The sequence below is a fragment of the Caenimonas aquaedulcis genome, assembly GCF_015831345.1.
Classification (GTDB): domain Bacteria; phylum Pseudomonadota; class Gammaproteobacteria; order Burkholderiales; family Burkholderiaceae_C; genus Ramlibacter; species Ramlibacter aquaedulcis.
Genome location: NZ_JADWYS010000001.1, coordinates 1,638,776 through 1,653,685 on the forward strand (window position 1 = coordinate 1,638,776; position 14,910 = coordinate 1,653,685).

Genomic DNA, 14,910 nt, shown 5'->3' on the forward strand with positions numbered 1-14,910 from the left:
CCCGTCGATTATCGCCAGCACAAAAAAAAAGACCACCGACGAATCGGTGGTCTTGCCTTCAAAGGCGGTCAGTCAGATCAGAAGACGTGACGCACGCCGATGCTGTAGTAGCGGCCGACAGCGCCGCTGTAGTCCAGCGGGTTGTAGCTGACGGCGCCGTAGGTCGTCTGGTCGATCGGGGGAACGCGGTCGAACAGGTTGCGGATGCCACCGAAGATCTCGGTCTTGTCGCTCAGCTTGAAGCGAGCCGTGACGTCCACCGTGGTGAAGGAACCGACCTTGCAGACTTCGGTGCCGTCAGCCAGCGTGCTCGCGCACGAGGTGTCTTCCTTGGTGAACTTGTTGTCCAGCTTTCCGCGGTAGTTGACCGTCGTCGCGACGCGCCATGCGCCCACGTCCCATGCCGCGGTCAGGTTGATGCGGTCCTTGGGCGTGCCGATGCAGTTCGTCACGTCGCAGTTGCCGTGCGTGCCGGCGAAGTTCGACACCGTGCCGTCCGGGTCCGTGCGCTGCAGCTTCAGCAGGTGCGTCCAGACCAGGCCCAGGGTCACGCGGCCGTTGCCGCCGCCGAGGTCCCAACGGTGCTTCATGTCGAGGTCGATACCGCGAACCACGGACTCCGAGGAGTTGATGTAGTTGGTCAGCACGGCCGTGATCGCGCCCGGATCGCCAGGGAAGCCCGGCAGGGCGGTCGATGCGTCACGCGAAACGTGGTTGGCAGCGATGGCCGAGGAAGCGGTTTCCTGGTTGATCTCGTTCTTGCGCTTGATCTGCCAGAGGTCGACCGTCGCGCTGGTCTTCGGCGTGAGGTCCCACACCATGCCGAGCGTGGTGCTGGTGGACTTCTCAGGCTGCAGGTTCGCGTTGGGCGACGTGATGATGGCGACGTTCGCGGGATCGCAGCCGATGGTGCCGGCGGTGGCGGCGCAACGCGCGGGGTCCGCTGCCGTCGTGAAGGCGGCCAGGCCGCCCACGCCGTTCTCGGCCGAGCTCGGTGCGCGGAAGCCCTTGGCGAACGTGCCGCGGACAGCGAGGCTGTCGACCGGCCTCCACTTCGCGCCCAGCTTCGGGGTGACCGAGGTGCCGGTGTCGCTGTAGTGGTCGGCGCGCAGGGCGGCGCTCAGTTCGAGGCGCTTGGTCACCGGGAACACTGCTTCGCCGAAGCCGGCGATCACCGTGCGGGAACCATCGTAGGCCGAGTAGCCCAGGCCGATGATGTTGCCCTTGTCGGTACCGGTCGTCGGTGCGAGGCTGATGGACTCGCGGCGTGCTTCCACGCCGAATGCCACGCCGATCGGGCCGCCGTCGAGCTTGCCCATTTCACGCGAGACCTTCAGGTCGATCTGCGTCGTCTTGGCGCTGGCATCGTTGCTGATTTCCGGCGACAGGGCCGCATACAGCGCGGCGGAGTTCAGGCCGGCGTTCTCGCCGATGCGCCAGAAGGTGCCGGCGGGGAGCGCGGCGTAGGCCGGGTTCTTCATCGCGGCAGCGACGTTGGCGGCGGTGGGGTTCAACAGGGCGAAAGCCACGTCGCGCTGCAGGAAGCCGCCGCGCGTGTTGGAGACCTTGTTCTCGGAGAACAGGATCGCCGAGTCGTAGTCCCACGAAGCCCAGGTGCCCTTGATGCCGGCCACGAAGCGCGAGAAGTCGCCGTCGACATGGCTGGTACGCGGGCCGACGTCGGCCGCCAGGTAGCGCAGGCGCGCGGCGGTGCCGAAGTACGGGTTGTCCGGATGCGAAGCGCCCAGCGCGACGCCGGCGTTGGAGACGGGGCCGCCGGGGTAGCCGGTGGAGCCGCTCACGCCCGACGGGGTGCCGGAGGAATCGGACTTGTTCTTGTACAGGTTCAGCTCGGCGTACATCTCGGTGTCCGCATTGAGCTGCTTGGTGAAGCGGCCGAAGAAGTTGATCGTCTTGGCCGACGGCTGCACCTGCGCGTACTGCTGCGAAGCGTCCGTCAGGCAGCCACCGTTCGGGTCGCCCTGGGGATAGTTGCCGGCGACCGCCGCGCAGGAACCCGGGAAGGAACGGGTGAAGCCGGCGGTGCCGGAGGTGTCGCTGCGGCTGTAGTACTCCAGCGTCGACGGGTTGCGCACGTTGCCCACCACGGAGCTCACTGCGGCTCCGCGCTCGGCGATGATCGCGCCCGTGCCGCCGTTGGTGCCGCCGGTGTTCTCGGCGTCGTAGCCTTCCTTGCGCAGGTCGGAGCGGCCGACGGCGCCGCGGCCGGAGCGGTCGCGGTTCCAGATTTCGTTCTTCTTGCTCACTTCGAGGTTCAGCAGGACGTTGAAGCCTTGCTGGTCGAGGTCGCCGAAGCCGTGGGTCACGGTGGCGCGCGTCTCGGTGCCGTCGCCGTAGCGCGACTGGCCGACCGATGCGGAGGCGACGGTGCCCTTGAAGTTCTTGCGCAGGATGACGTTCACCACGCCGGCGATGGCGTCGGAGCCGTAGACCGCGGAGCCGCCGTCCTTCAGGATTTCAACGCGCTCGACCGCTTCCAGCGGGATCACGTTCAGGTCGGCGAAGACCTTCTGGCCGTCGTCGGCCAGGCCGTAGGGGGCGATGCGGCGGCCATTGATGAGCACCAGGGTCGATGCGGCGCCGAGGCCACGCAGCGACAGGCCGGATGCGCCGGGGGCGAAGCCGTTGCCGAAGGTGGTGGGCACGGAGCCCTGGTTGTCCGCGGCGAGGGTCTGCAGGAATTCCGCGACGGACGCTTTGCCCGAATTCTGAATCTCTTCTCGCGAGATGGTCTGAACCGGCGAGGCCGTTTCAGTGTCGGTGCGACGGATGTTGGAACCCGTGACCTCGACGCGTTGCAATGAGGACGAGGACTGGGCAAGGGTCTCCTGCGCAATCATCATCGACGCGGTGCCGCAAAACGCCGTGATCAGGGCGCGCGCGACCACCGTTTTTCTAAACCTCTGTGTACCGGTTTTCATGAGTTCTCCAGACTTGTTCCTGCGTAAAAGAGTTTGGGCTTTCTGCCCTCCCCCGAGCTGGGACCGCGAAGCAGGGAACATGACTCCCCTGACCCCGGCGATCCAGCAGAGGTTTTTACACAAGTGACATGCTGGCGTCACCCGCTGAATACCCGGGTTTACTCATTGTGTTGCCCAAAAACATCGAAGGGGCCTTTCGCCCCCTTCCGTTCACTCGATCTTGAATACGAATTCCTGCGTGGCGATGATGTCCGCCGATCCCGATATGCAGCGGTATTGCAACATTGCATTGCGTACTGCCGCGTGGAAAACGCGGGGACCCGACAGGATCTGCACTTCCTTCACCGCACCGTCGCGGATCGTCGCCTGGGCCTTCACGACGCCCTCGGTGCCTTCCTTGATGGCGGCACGGGGCATCTCAGGCTTGGCCTGGGTCGGGCAGGCCACGCCCATCTCCTGACGTCCGGCCGGTGCCGCCGGCGGAGCCGGGGGCGGCGGCGGCGCGATCACCGGGGGTGCCGGTGGCGGCGTCTGGATCGCCTGGATCGCGGGCGCCGAGGTCACGGGAGGCGTGACTTCGGGCGGCGGGACGAAAGGCGGCGGCGGGGCCTCCACCTTCGGTGCCTGCGGCTTGGGCGGTTCGATGACCTTGGGCGGCGGGGGCGGTGGCGGCGGGATGATGACTTCCTGGATCACGGCCGCTTCGAGAGGCTTCTTGATGATCTCGAGGCCCTTGCGCGCCGTTCCGGTGACCAGCGCCCACAGCACGATGACGTGGACCAGGACGACGACGCCCCAGCCCACCATCTTGCGCTTGGGGTCGGCGGCGTTGTAGCCGCGCCTGTGCATGGTGGTGGCGCTCATTGGACGAACTGCTCATGGCCGATGACGGCCATCTTGGAGAGCCCCTTGCGCTTGGAGGAGGACAGAACGTTCGCGAACACGGCGTACTGGCAGTCCTTGTTGGGGCGGATGTGCACTTCGGGCTGCGGCGTCATCGTGGAGATGGCGTTCATCTTCTCTTCCAGCTCGGCCGCGTTGACGGGCAGGCCCTGCCAGTACACGGTGCTCTTCTCGTCGATGTCGATCTGAACCTTCTCGGGCTTGATCGCATCGTTGGGCGGCGTGCCCACGGGCATCTCGAGGTTGACCGCGTGCAGCTGGATGGGGATGGTGATGATCAGCATCACGAGGAGCACCAGCATCACGTCGATGAGCGGCGTGGTGTTGATGTCCATCATGACGTCGGGATCGCCTTTGCCGAAGCGCCTGGATGGGAGTCCCATATGCGTCTTCCTTTAATTGGATCGCCTTGCGGGCGTCAGCCGCCCAGGGGCGGGGGTTCGGTGATGAAAGCCACTTTGACGATGCCGGCGCGCTGGCAGGCCAGCAGCACCTTGCCCACGCCTTCGTAGCGCGAGGCGAGGTCGCCGCGGATCTGCACTTCGGGCTGCGGGTCCATCTTGGAGACGAGCTTCAGCTTGGCGACCAGGCCGTCGACGCTGCTGAGCTTCTGGTCGTACCAGAAGATGCCGCCGCGGCTGTCCACCGAGATGATGACGTTCTCGGGCTTGGTTTCGCGTATCTCGACGCGCTCCTTGGGGAGCGTGACGGGCACGGATGTGGTGACGACGGGGATGGTGATCAGGAAGATGATCAGCAGCACCAGCATCACGTCCACGAGGGGAGTGGTATTGATCGCGGAGATGACTTCGTCGTCACCCTGCCCGCCGACTGCCATTGCCATGGCGTTGCTCCGGGGAAAGCCGGGAGCCGCTTACGCGGCTTTCCCGGCCGAGCCCACGATCACGGCGTTGAGTTCGTCGGCGAACTCGCGCACCTCGTCCATGACCGCCTTGTTGCGCTTGGCGAGCCAGTTGTACGCGAGCACGGCGGGAATCGCGACCGCGAGGCCGATGGCCGTCATGATCAGCGCTTCGCCCACGGGGCCGGCCACCTTGTCGATGGACGCCTGGCCGGAGATGCCGATGGCGGTCAGGGCGTGATAGATGCCCCACACCGTGCCGAACAGTCCGACGAACGGGGAGGTGGAGCCCACCGTCGCGAGGAACGCGAGGCCGCTTTGCGTCGTGGCATGCACGCGGTCCACGGCGCTGGTGATGCTCATAGGGATCCAGTCGTTCATCGGGATGTGGCTCTTGAGGCCGCCATGGTCCGTGGTGGCCTGCACGCCGGCTTCGGCGATGAAGCGGTAGGCGCTGTTCTTCTCGAGCGAGCCCGCGCCGTTGCTCACGGTCGCGGCCTGCCAGAACTGCTTGTCGACGGTGCGCGCGTGGCGGTTCATCTTCGACTGCTCGAGCAGCTTGGTGATCATGATGTACCAGCTGCCGATGGACATGATGGCCAGCAGGATCAGCACGGCGCGTGCGATGTTGTCGGAGCCCTTCCAGAGGGCTTCGATGCCGTAGGGGTTGTCGACCGTGTCAGCGCTCTTCTTGGCGGCCGAGGCGCCTGGCGCGGGAACGGGTGTGATCGCGGGGAGCGATGCCGAAGCGGATGCTTCGGCGGCAGGTGCGGCGGCCGGAGCCTGAGCCGCAGCCGGAACACCGGCGAGGGAGAGTGCGAGCAGCAGAAAAGAAGCTGCGAAAACACGTTTCGGGGCCAGGGATAAGGTCCGCAAGATAAGTCCTTTGGTGGGTTGGATTGCCAAAAGGCTCTGGGCGCTTGCCACCGGGTAGGGCGGCTCGCCTCAAGCTTTGCCAAGCCCACGATTATAAATTGATGGGAGCACCCGCCGTCCCCACGCGTCGGCACGCGGTTGATGGTTTACCCGCAGTGCCGTTTTGGTGCGAAGCGCGTGCGACACCCGATTTTTCCTGCAGCCCAACCACAGGAGAGCGGCGGATTGACGATATAATCGTGGGCTTAGCCGGTGTAGCTCAGTCGGTAGAGCAGCTCATTCGTAATGAGAAGGTCGGGTGTTCGATTCATCTCTCCGGCACCAATTCAAAAGCCCCCTGACCGGTCCCGGTCAGGGGGCTTTTTCGTTGGAGCCTCGCTGGAGTGCGGTCCCCGTCAGATGGGCCGCAGGCGCGATGCAGGCATCAGGTCCTGGAAGTGAGGGATGAGGCCATTGACGCGTTCGCGTGCTTCGGATTCGCCGTGGCGGTGCGCGATGCACTGGTAGACGTTCGAGCGGAGCATCCACGCTTCGTCGGCGGTGTAGGCACGCTTGAGGCTCGCCAACACGGAATCGCGCGCCGTGCCCGGACAATCCTGGAGCAACCGGCACATCTGCCGCCTGATGCCGGCCAGATTGTCGGGCTTGGGCGCGGACGGGGAGCGGCGGGTTTCGACTGCCGCCCACCAGCCTTCCGTCGAGGTTGCCAGGAAATCGTCCGGGGGAGGCGAAGTCTTGCTGGAAGACGACAGCCATCTTGAAGGGAAGAGTTGCACGGTGGGCCTCACATTCCTTTGAGAGAGTGGGCAGATGGTTGCTGAGCAATATATTTGTCACAAGACGTCTCAGAGACTAGGCATGTCGGCTGATTGCGCGACGGCCAGCCATCTCATCCCCGGAAAGCACCCCACGACTGGGCGGAAAGACAGCAGAATCGCGAGACCAGAACTACCGGGAGCAACCTGTGTCCATCTTCAAGAAAACCGCTGCCGCCCTCGCGCTGCTCGCCTGCGCCGGCCTCCAGGCCCAGACCCTCGCGCCGGCCTACACCTATTCCGGGCTCACCTGGTCGTTCTCGACCACCGCCGCAGGCATTTCACAGTGCAGCACCCTCATCCTCGATGCCACGGGCGACGTGTACAACAGCGACAGCTACGTGGTCCACGGGCAGCTCGCCTGCCCTGCGCTCGGCGGCAACTACGCGAGCTCGGGCACGGCGTACTTCGACTCGGTGGGCAAGTTCCACATGACGACGAGCCTGAGCGTCACCTACCAGATGGTGTGCGACAACCTGAGCGGCGCGACGCTCTCGGGTTCCTGCCCCATCTACAACAACCTCGGCGCACAAGTGGGGACGGCGTTCATCTCGTTCCTGTGAGCGCACACCGGCCGATCCGCTGCGCGGCGCTGGCGGCCCTCGCGCTTGCGCTCGCGGCCTGCGATCGCGCCGCGCCTCCCGCCGAGCCCGCGAAACCCGCCCCGGCGGTTCGCGTGCCGGACACCGCCCCCGCAGCCGCTCCGCCCGTCGCGGCGGCCCCGGCCCTCACCCCGCCGGCGATGGCCCTCAAGGGCGTGATGTCGTTCGGCCCGGAGGACCGGCGGTCCGAAGCGCTGCTCGCCGTGGGGGACTCTTCTGCCCAGGCTTTCCATCCCGGGGACACCATCGCCGGCGGCTGGTCGCTGCGCAGCGTCGCGAGCGATCACATCGTGATCGCGCAGGGCGCGACCACGCACCGCATCGATCTCTCGACGGCGCCGGCGGCCTCCCCGCCCTCCACGGCAGCCGCATCGGCGCGCATCGCGCCGCAGGACAAACCGCTCCCGGGCTTCGTCGAATCCGCCCCACCGCGATTTTCCGCGACGGACGGACAGGCCAGCGCGCGCAACCGGGCATTCCTCGAAGGCAGGATGCAGCGCCGCGGCGCCGCGTCCCAACCGGGCACGCCGTAAAGCCGGCCGGCAGCGGCCGCGGCAATTGCGGCCAGAATGCACGGGTGAATGCCGCCATCCTCTCCGTCGTCTCCATCTCCGCGGGCGCGTCGCTCGGCGCGCTGCTGCGGTGGCTCCTCGCCGTGCGCCTGAATCCCCTGAGCCCCGCCCTGCCGCTGGGCACCCTTGCGGCCAATCTGCTTGGCGGCTACCTCGTCGGCGTGGCAGTGGCCGTGTTCGCGTCGATGCCCCAGCTTCCGCCCGCAGCTCGCCTCTTCGTCGTCACCGGCTTTCTGGGCGGGCTCACGACCTTCTCCACGTTCTCGGCGGAGGTCGTTACGCAGTTGCAGCAGGGGCACACCGCATCCGCGCTCGCGATCGCCTTTGCGCACCTGCTCGGCTCCTTCGCGCTCACCGCACTGGGCATCGCGAGCGTCGCGTGGTTGCGCGGCTAGGCAATTTCCCTATCCGGCTGCGCCGGTTTCCCCTACGGCCGAGCAGCGCGCGCGGCCCAGACTCTCCCCATGCAATTCCGAACGGGGCGAGCGATGAACAGCGTTTACGACACGATCTACGAATGGGCCAGGAAGACGACGACGTCGTTCTCGGAGCTGCGCCTGCTCCCGCGCGAAATGCAGGAAACGGACGACGACGTGGGAGACAGCCTGATCTATCGCCTCAAGCGCTGGCCGGACCTGCCGAGCCAGGCGCGGACCGCGGGCGTGCTGCGCACCCTGTCGGTCATGAGCAGCCGCCCGGTCAACCGGCAGTGGATCCTCTCGACGTCCAAGCTTGGCGCGGCGCAGGTCGACCGGCTGCTTAAACGGCTCACCGAAGAAGGTGCCGTCGAAGTGATCGACGGCTCGAAATTTCCCCCGGAAGACTTCTGAGGGCTACGCGGTGTCCGCGGGCAGGCTCTCCGGCGCTCGCTCGCTGTGCGGGGGCAAGGCGGTGGCCAGCACCTTGTCGATACGCTTGCCGTCGAGGTCCACGACTTCGAAGCGCCAGTCGCCGCAATCGATCCGTTCGCCCGTCGCCGGCAGGTGTCCCGACACCGACATGAGCAGGCCCGCGACGGTGTTGTAGCGGCCCTTGTCCTCCTCCGGCAGCTCGCGGATCGACAGGCGCGACTTGAGCTCCGCCACCGGCATCAAGCCATCCAGCAGCCACGAGCCGTCGTCGCGCGGCGTGGCCCACGCATCGGTCGCGGCGCCCGGCTTCAGCTCGCCCGTGATCGCTTCCAGCAAGTCGTGCGGCGTCATCAGGCCCTGCACGACGCCGTATTCGTCCACCACGAACACCATGCGGCCCGAGCGGGCGCGGAACTGCTCGAGCAATTCCATCCCCGACAGCGTTTCCGGCACGAACAGCGCGGGGATGGCATGCTGGTCGATGGTGCCCTCCGGCGCCGGGCCGAGCGTGAGCAGCCGCGCCACGCTCAGCACGCCCATCACGTCGTCGAGCGAGCCGCGGCACACGGGGTACCACGAATGCGGATCGCGCCCGCCGATCTGGCGCAGCGCCTGCGCGACCTGCAGGCTCGCGTCCAGCCATTCGATGTCCGAGCGCGGCACCATCATGGAGGTGAGCGGGCGGTCGTCGAGGTGGAAGAGGTTCTGCACCATCTGCCGCTCGTGCTGCTCGATCACCCCCGCGTCCACGCCCTCTTCGAGGCTGTGCGCGATCTCCTCTTCCGTCATGCCGCGCTCGCGCGTGCTGTCGATGCGCAGCAGCTTGAGGATGCCCTGGGTCGTCGCGGACAGCAGTCGCACGAAGGGACCGGCGGCGCGCGCGAGCCAGGCCATGGGCCGCGACATGTAGCGCGACACCGGTTCCGGGTAGAGCTGGCCGATCCGCTTGGGCACGAGCTCGCCGAAGATGATCGTGACGAAGGTGATGATGGTGACGACGATGGCCGTCGCGGCGATGGCGGAGACCTTGGGCGCGACGCCGAGGCCCTGCAGCCACAGCGCGACGCCCGCGCTGAACGCGGCTTCGCCGACGATGCCGTTGAGGATGCCGGTCGCCGTGATGCCCACCTGGACGGTGGAGAGGAACTGCGTGGGTTTTTCCAGCAGGCGCAGCGCGGTCGACGCGCCGTGGTCGCCGGATTCGGACATCGCGATCAGCAGCGCCTTGCGGCTGGAAGCCAGTGCCATCTCGGACATGGCGAACAGGCCGTTGAGCAGCGTCAGCACGACGATCAGCAGGACGTCCATGAATCGGGGAGAGAATCGAACACCATGGGACTTTACTTGATCGGCGACGTGCAGGGCTGCGACGCACCGCTCGCGCGCCTGCTGGGGAAGATCGGCTTTTCGCCCAGCCGGGACACCCTCTACCTGCTGGGCGACCTCGTCAATCGCGGCCCCGATTCCGCGGGCGTGCTGCGGCGGCTGATGGGCTACGGCGACAGCGCGCGCTGCCTGCTGGGCAACCACGACCTGAGCCTGCTCGCGGTCGCCCAGGGTTGCCGCGCGCCGCATCGCAACGACACCATGGATTCGGTGCTGCTCGCCCCGGACCGCGCCGCGATGCTCGAATGGCTGCGCGGCCAGCGCATGGCGATGCACGAACACGGCGTGCTGATGGTGCACGGCGGCGTGCTGCCGCAGTGGGACGTGGCGCAGACCCTGTCGCTCGCGGGCGAAGTGGAAGCCGTGCTGCGCGGGCCCGCGCTGGGGGATTTCCTCGCGCAGATGTACGGCAACGAGCCCGCGAAGTGGGACGATTCGCTGGCCGGCGCCGCGCGGCTGCGCATCATCGTCAACGCGCTCACGCGCCTGCGCTTCTGCACGCCGGAGGGTGCGATGGACCTGAAAGCTTCGGGCGGCCCGAAGGATGCGCCGGCGGGCTACCTGCCCTGGTTCGACGTCCCGGTCCGCAAGACCGCGGGCCACACGGTGGCCTTCGGGCACTGGTCGACGCTCGGCTACCTGCGCCGCGCGGACCTCGTCTCGCTGGATACGGGGTGCGTCTGGGGCGGGTGCCTCAGCGCGCTGCGGCTCGACGCCGCGGGCGCGCACGAGCACATCCAGGTCGATTGCGAACAGGCGCAGGCGCCGGGCGAGTGATCAGGACGACTGTTCGGCGGGCGCTTGCGCCGGGTCGGGAACGGCCGGCGCCGGCTCGGCCTTGAACAGCGCGGCGACCTTGCGCTTGGGCTTGATGTTCGCGGACACGCTCTTGACCGGCCGGGCGGTGGCTTCCCATGCGGGCGGCGCATCGGTCGACGGCGCCACATAAGGCTGGTCGAAGAATGGATCGCGGGGCGCCGCCGGGGCCCGGTACTCGCGCTGCGGGCGCTGCGGCGCGCGTTCCCGCTCGCGTTCGCGGGGCGCGGCGTCCAGAACGTCCCGCGGGTCACCGACTTCGCCCTGCTCGCGCCAGGCGCGACGGCCGTCGTTGATGCGGCCGCGGGGCGTGTCTTCGTCGAACTCGATCGCCTCGAGTTCGATCTTGCGCTTGAGCAGTTTCTCGAGGTCGCCGATCAGGCGCGCATCCGTGTTGGACACGAAGGTGACGGCAAGCCCGGAGGCGCCCGCGCGGCCGGTGCGGCCGATGCGGTGCACGTAGTCTTCCGCGTTGAACGGCACGTCGAAGTTGAATACCGCCGGCACGTCCTTGATGTCGAGCCCGCGCGCCGCCACGTCGGTCGCCACGAGCAGGTCCACTTCACCCGACTTGAACGCGGCCAGCGCCTTCAGGCGTTCGTCCTGGCTCTTGTCGCCGTGCAGCGCGGTGGTGTTGAGGCCCTCGCGCTCGAGCGAGCGCGCCAGGCGCGCGCAACCCAGCTTGCTGTTGACGAAGACGAAGGCCTGCTTCAACCCGCGCTGGCGGATGATCTGCTTGAGCGCGTGGCGCTTTTCCTCGTCCGGCACGCTGTAGAAATGCTGTTCGACGGTGGAAGCCGTCTCGTTGGGCCGCGCCACCTCGATCGTGACCGGGTCGACCAGGTAGCTGTTCGCGAGCCGCTTGATCTCGGTGGAGAAGGTCGCGGAGAAGAGCAGGGTCGTGCGCTGCTTGGGCAGGAAGGAGAGGATGCGCTGCAGGTCCGGCAGGAAGCCGATGTCCAGCATGCGGTCCGCTTCGTCGAGCACCACGTACTCGACCTGGTTGAGCACCGCGTTCTTCGCTTCGATGTGGTCCAGGAGGCGGCCCGGCGTGGCGACGAGGATCTCCACGCCCTTCTTCAGCTCGGCCGTCTGCGGCTTCATGTCGATGCCGCCGAACACCACCGTGCTGCGCATGTTCGTGTATTTGGCGTACAGCTTGATCTGCTGCGCGACCTGGTCCGCGAGTTCGCGCGTGGGCAGCAGCACCAGGGCGCGCACCGGGTGCCGCGCGGGCGAGGTGGAGGCGTTCTCGTGCTTGAGCAGGCGCTGCAGCAGCGGCAGCGAAAACGCCGCCGTCTTGCCGGTGCCGGTCTGCGCGGCGCCCATGACATCCTTGCCGGTCAGCACGACCGGGATGGCCTGGGCCTGGATGGGGGTCATCTGCTCGTAGCCCATTTCGGCCACGGCGCGTGCCAGCGGAGCCGCCAGCTGGAGATTGGAGAAGGAAGTAGGCATTAACCTTCTATTGTCTCACTTCGCGCCAGCCGGGCGTGTGTCAGGACGTGAGCGCCCCGATGAATGCCAATGGTCTACACGTTGCCGGCGGCAAAGGTGTCGCAGGCCTTCACGCTGCCCTGCTGGTAGCCCGTGTTGAACCACCGCTGCCGCTGCGCGCTCGTGCCGTGCGTGAAGCTCTCGGGCACCACCGCGCGGCCCGACGATTTCTGCAGCGCGTCGTCCCCGATCTTCGCGGCGGCGTTCATCGCCGATTCGATGTCGCCCGGGTCCAGCCAGTTCTTGGACTGCTGGGAGTGGTGCGCCCAGATGCCGGCATAGCAATCGGCCTGCAGCTCTACCCGCACCGACAGCTGGTTGGCCTGCGCCTCGCTCAGGCGAGAGCGCATGCCGTCGACCTTTCTCGTGATGCCGAGCTCATCCTGCACGTGGTGCCCGACTTCATGCGCGATCACGTAGGCCTGCGCGAATTCGCCGGGCGCGCCCAGGCGGTTGCGCAGCGTGTCGTAGAAGCTGAGGTCGATGTACACCTTCTGGTCGGCGGGGCAGTAGAACGGGCCCATCGCGGCCTGGCCCGCGCCGCATCCTGTCTGCGTGGCGCCGCGAAACAGCACGAGCTTGGGCGCATGGTAGGTGGCACCGCCCGCCTGGAAAACCTGCGTCCAGACGTCTTCGGTATTGGCAAGTACGACGGACACGAATTTCGCGCCCCTGTCGTCGGCGGGCGGCGCATGCACCGGCCCCTGCTGGGTGGGCGCGGGGCCGCCGCCACCAGTGAGCAGCCCGAGGATGGTGAGCGGGTTCACGCCGAAGATCGCGCCGCCGATCAGGGCGATCACGATGGTGCCGATGCCGATGCTGCGGCCGCCGAAGCCGAAGCCGCCGCCCCCGCCACCGTCGCGTGCGTCTTCCACGTTGCTCGATTCCCGGTTGCCTTCCCAGCGCATGTCGTTCTCCTGTGCCTTGATCCAAACCATGGTATCCCCATCGAGCCCGGCCGTGGGGCCACTGACACCTTCATGCACGTAGGAGAAGGCCCCCGTCCTAGAATCGGACGGTGTCCATCCTCAACGCCGACCTCCACTGCCACTCCGTGGTGTCCGACGGCACCCTGACACCTGAAGAGCTCGCGGCGCGCGCCGCCGCCAATGGCGTGGAACTCTGGTCCCTCACCGACCACGACGAGATCGCGGGGCAGCAGCGCGCCGCGCAGGCCGCGCGCAGCCACGGCATGAAGTACCTCACCGGCACCGAGATTTCCGTGACCTTCGCGGACCAGACGGTGCATATCGTCGGGCTGGGCTTCGATGCCGGCGACGAGGAAATGATGAGCGGCCTCCTCGCGACGCGCGGCGGCCGCGAGCAGCGCGCCCGCGAGATGGCCGCGGGCCTTGCCGCCGTGGGCATCCAGGACGCCTACGAGGGCGCGCTCAAATACGTCGGCAACCCCGAGCTCATCTCGCGCACGCACTTCGCGCGCTTCCTCGTGGAAAGCGGGGTGTGCCGCGACACCGGCGAGGTCTTCCGCCGCTTCCTCGTGGAAGGCAAGCCCGGCTATGTGTCGCACCGCTGGGCATCGCTCGGCGCGGCGGTGCAATGGATCACGCGCGCGGGCGGCATGGCGGTGATCGCGCATCCGGCGCGCTACCGCTTCACCGCCAACGAGGAGTTCGCGCTCTTCACCGAATTCAAGGCGCACGGCGGCCGGGGCGTCGAAGTCGTCACGGGCAGCCACACCGCCGCCGAATACGTCACCTATGCCGAAGCCGCGCGCGAATACGGCCTGGCCGCCTCCCGCGGCAGCGACTTCCACAGCCCCGGCGAAAGCCATACCGACCTGGGCCAGCTGCCCTACCTGCCCGGCGAACTGACGCCCGTGTGGGAAGTGCTGGCCGACCGCATCCAGTGACCGCGGGCGCCGCCTCGCCGCGCGCGGGCGGCACGCTGGCCGGCATCGTGCTCGCGGTCGCCGCGTGCGCGTGCTTCGCGAGCCTGGACACCACCACCAAATTCATCAGCGCCTCGGTCCCGCTGCTCATGGCGCTGTGGTTCCGCTACGCCTTCCAGGCCGTCGCCACCACCGTTGTGGTCCTGCCGTTGCGCGGGATGTCGGCCCTGCGCACCATGCACCCGAAATTCCAGTGCCTGCGCGGGCTCCTGCTGCTGGCGAGCAGCCTCTTCGCCTTCGCGAGCCTCAAGCACATGCCGGTCGGCGAATTCACCGCGATCGTGATGATCACGCCGCTCGCCATCACCGTGCTCGCGGCCACGGTGCTCAAGGAGAAGGTCTCCGCGATGCGCTGGGCGCTGGTCGCCGGGGGCTTCGCCGGCACCCTCGTGATCATCCGCCCCGGCGGCGAGACCTTCCAGTGGGCGAGCCTGCTGCCGATCGGCCTCGTCGCGAGCAACGCGTGGTTCCAGGTGCTCACCAGCAAACTCGCGCGCACGGAAGACCCCTTCACCATGCACCTCTACACGGGCTGGGTCGGCACCCTGGCGGCCACGGTGGCGTTGCCCTTCGTCTGGACGACGCAGCTGGACGCCTGGCTCTGGGCCGCCCTGTGCTTCATGGGCGTCATGGCCACGGTCGGCCACTTCATGCTGATCCTCGCCTACCAGCGCGCGCCGGCGGCGACGCTCACGCCCTTTCTCTACGCGCAGATCGCCTTCGCGATGCTGGGCGGCTGGCTGGTGTTCTCGCACGTACCCGATGGCTGGTCCGTCCTCGGCATCGCGACGATCGCGGTCTGCGGTGCCGGCGGCGCCTGGCTCACCGTGCGCGAATCGCGCCGCGTGCCGGAACCCGTGGAGGCCTGACGGGAACCAA

16 protein-coding genes and 1 tRNA gene are annotated in these 14,910 nt (G+C 67.5%); 8 read left to right on the plus strand and 9 right to left on the minus strand.

Annotated elements, in window-relative coordinates; genetic code table 11:
• Positions 1-77: 77 nt before the first annotated feature.
• From I5803_RS07870 to I5803_RS07890, 5 genes are all read right to left on the minus strand, one after another.
• On the minus strand, positions 78-2,942 hold the full coding sequence (locus I5803_RS07870) for a TonB-dependent receptor (protein WP_196985821.1): 2,865 nt from the start codon (positions 2,940-2,942) through the stop codon (positions 78-80).
• 210 nt (positions 2,943-3,152) lie between these two features.
• Positions 3,153-3,806, minus strand: a complete 654-nt coding sequence (locus I5803_RS07875) for an energy transducer TonB (protein WP_231402370.1) — start codon at positions 3,804-3,806, stop codon at positions 3,153-3,155.
• On the minus strand, positions 3,803-4,228 hold the full coding sequence (locus I5803_RS07880; protein WP_196985822.1) for an ExbD/TolR family protein: 426 nt from the start codon (positions 4,226-4,228) through the stop codon (positions 3,803-3,805). The genes I5803_RS07875 and I5803_RS07880 overlap by 4 nt, the downstream gene beginning before the upstream one ends.
• A gap of 35 nt (positions 4,229-4,263) precedes the next feature.
• Positions 4,264-4,689, minus strand: coding sequence for an ExbD/TolR family protein (locus I5803_RS07885; RefSeq protein ID WP_196985823.1), 426 nt, complete (start codon positions 4,687-4,689; stop codon positions 4,264-4,266).
• Positions 4,690-4,719: 30 nt separating this feature from the next.
• Positions 4,720-5,583: a MotA/TolQ/ExbB proton channel family protein gene (locus tag I5803_RS07890; protein WP_231402371.1), complete on the minus strand. Its 864-nt coding sequence runs from the start codon at positions 5,581-5,583 to the stop codon at positions 4,720-4,722.
• A 248-nt stretch (positions 5,584-5,831) separates the two neighbouring features.
• Here I5803_RS07890 and I5803_RS07895 point away from each other — a divergent pair.
• Positions 5,832-5,907, plus strand: a tRNA-Thr gene (locus tag I5803_RS07895).
• Positions 5,908-5,978: 71 nt separating this feature from the next.
• On the opposite strand, the gene I5803_RS07900 is transcribed toward I5803_RS07895, so the two are convergent.
• On the minus strand, positions 5,979-6,359 hold the full coding sequence (locus I5803_RS07900) for a hypothetical protein (RefSeq protein WP_196985824.1): 381 nt from the start codon (positions 6,357-6,359) through the stop codon (positions 5,979-5,981).
• Between the two features lie 188 nt (positions 6,360-6,547).
• Here I5803_RS07900 and I5803_RS22390 point away from each other — a divergent pair, with 188 nt between their 5' ends.
• The 4 genes from I5803_RS22390 to I5803_RS07920 all read left to right on the plus strand — a co-directional run bounded on the left by I5803_RS22390 (position 6,548) and on the right by I5803_RS07920 (position 8,402).
• Positions 6,548-6,961 (plus strand): hypothetical protein, encoded by a 414-nt coding sequence (locus I5803_RS22390; RefSeq protein ID WP_196985825.1) that lies wholly within the window; start codon positions 6,548-6,550, stop codon positions 6,959-6,961.
• Positions 6,958-7,533, plus strand: a complete 576-nt coding sequence (locus I5803_RS22395; protein WP_196985826.1) for a type II secretion system protein N — start codon at positions 6,958-6,960, stop codon at positions 7,531-7,533. Before I5803_RS22390 ends, I5803_RS22395 begins: the two co-directional genes overlap by 4 nt.
• 44 nt (positions 7,534-7,577) lie before the next feature.
• Complete coding sequence (gene crcB / locus I5803_RS07915) at positions 7,578-7,967, plus strand: fluoride efflux transporter CrcB (protein WP_354001637.1); 390 nt, start codon at positions 7,578-7,580, stop codon at positions 7,965-7,967.
• A gap of 93 nt (positions 7,968-8,060) precedes the next feature.
• Positions 8,061-8,402: a hypothetical protein gene (locus I5803_RS07920; RefSeq protein WP_196985827.1), complete on the plus strand. Its 342-nt coding sequence runs from the start codon at positions 8,061-8,063 to the stop codon at positions 8,400-8,402.
• Positions 8,403-8,405: 3 nt separating this feature from the next.
• Here the strand turns inward: I5803_RS07920 and I5803_RS07925 are convergent, their stop codons facing one another.
• The gene (locus I5803_RS07925; RefSeq protein WP_196985828.1) at positions 8,406-9,731 is read right to left on the minus strand and encodes a hemolysin family protein; all 1,326 of its coding nucleotides are present in this window, start codon (positions 9,729-9,731) and stop codon (positions 8,406-8,408) included.
• Positions 9,732-9,755: 24 nt separating this feature from the next.
• On the opposite strand from I5803_RS07925, the gene I5803_RS07930 reads away from it, so the two are divergent.
• The gene (locus I5803_RS07930) at positions 9,756-10,586 is read left to right on the plus strand and encodes a symmetrical bis(5'-nucleosyl)-tetraphosphatase (protein WP_196985829.1); all 831 of its coding nucleotides are present in this window, start codon (positions 9,756-9,758) and stop codon (positions 10,584-10,586) included.
• Here the strand turns inward: I5803_RS07930 and I5803_RS07935 are convergent, their stop codons facing one another.
• A complete protein-coding gene (locus I5803_RS07935) occupies positions 10,587-12,083 on the minus strand; it encodes a DEAD/DEAH box helicase (RefSeq protein WP_196985830.1) in 1,497 nt (498 codons plus the stop codon). It lies immediately after the preceding gene.
• A gap of 74 nt (positions 12,084-12,157) precedes the next feature.
• The gene (ypfJ, locus tag I5803_RS07940) at positions 12,158-13,030 is read right to left on the minus strand and encodes a KPN_02809 family neutral zinc metallopeptidase (RefSeq protein ID WP_196988502.1); all 873 of its coding nucleotides are present in this window, start codon (positions 13,028-13,030) and stop codon (positions 12,158-12,160) included.
• Between the two features lie 110 nt (positions 13,031-13,140).
• Between ypfJ and I5803_RS07945 the strand changes: the two genes are divergently transcribed.
• Positions 13,141-13,992: a 3',5'-nucleoside bisphosphate phosphatase gene (locus I5803_RS07945; protein ID WP_196985831.1), complete on the plus strand. Its 852-nt coding sequence runs from the start codon at positions 13,141-13,143 to the stop codon at positions 13,990-13,992.
• Positions 13,989-14,900, plus strand: coding sequence for a DMT family transporter (locus I5803_RS07950; RefSeq protein ID WP_196985832.1), 912 nt, complete (start codon positions 13,989-13,991; stop codon positions 14,898-14,900). Before I5803_RS07945 ends, I5803_RS07950 begins: the two co-directional genes overlap by 4 nt.
• Positions 14,901-14,910 lie beyond the last annotated feature (10 nt).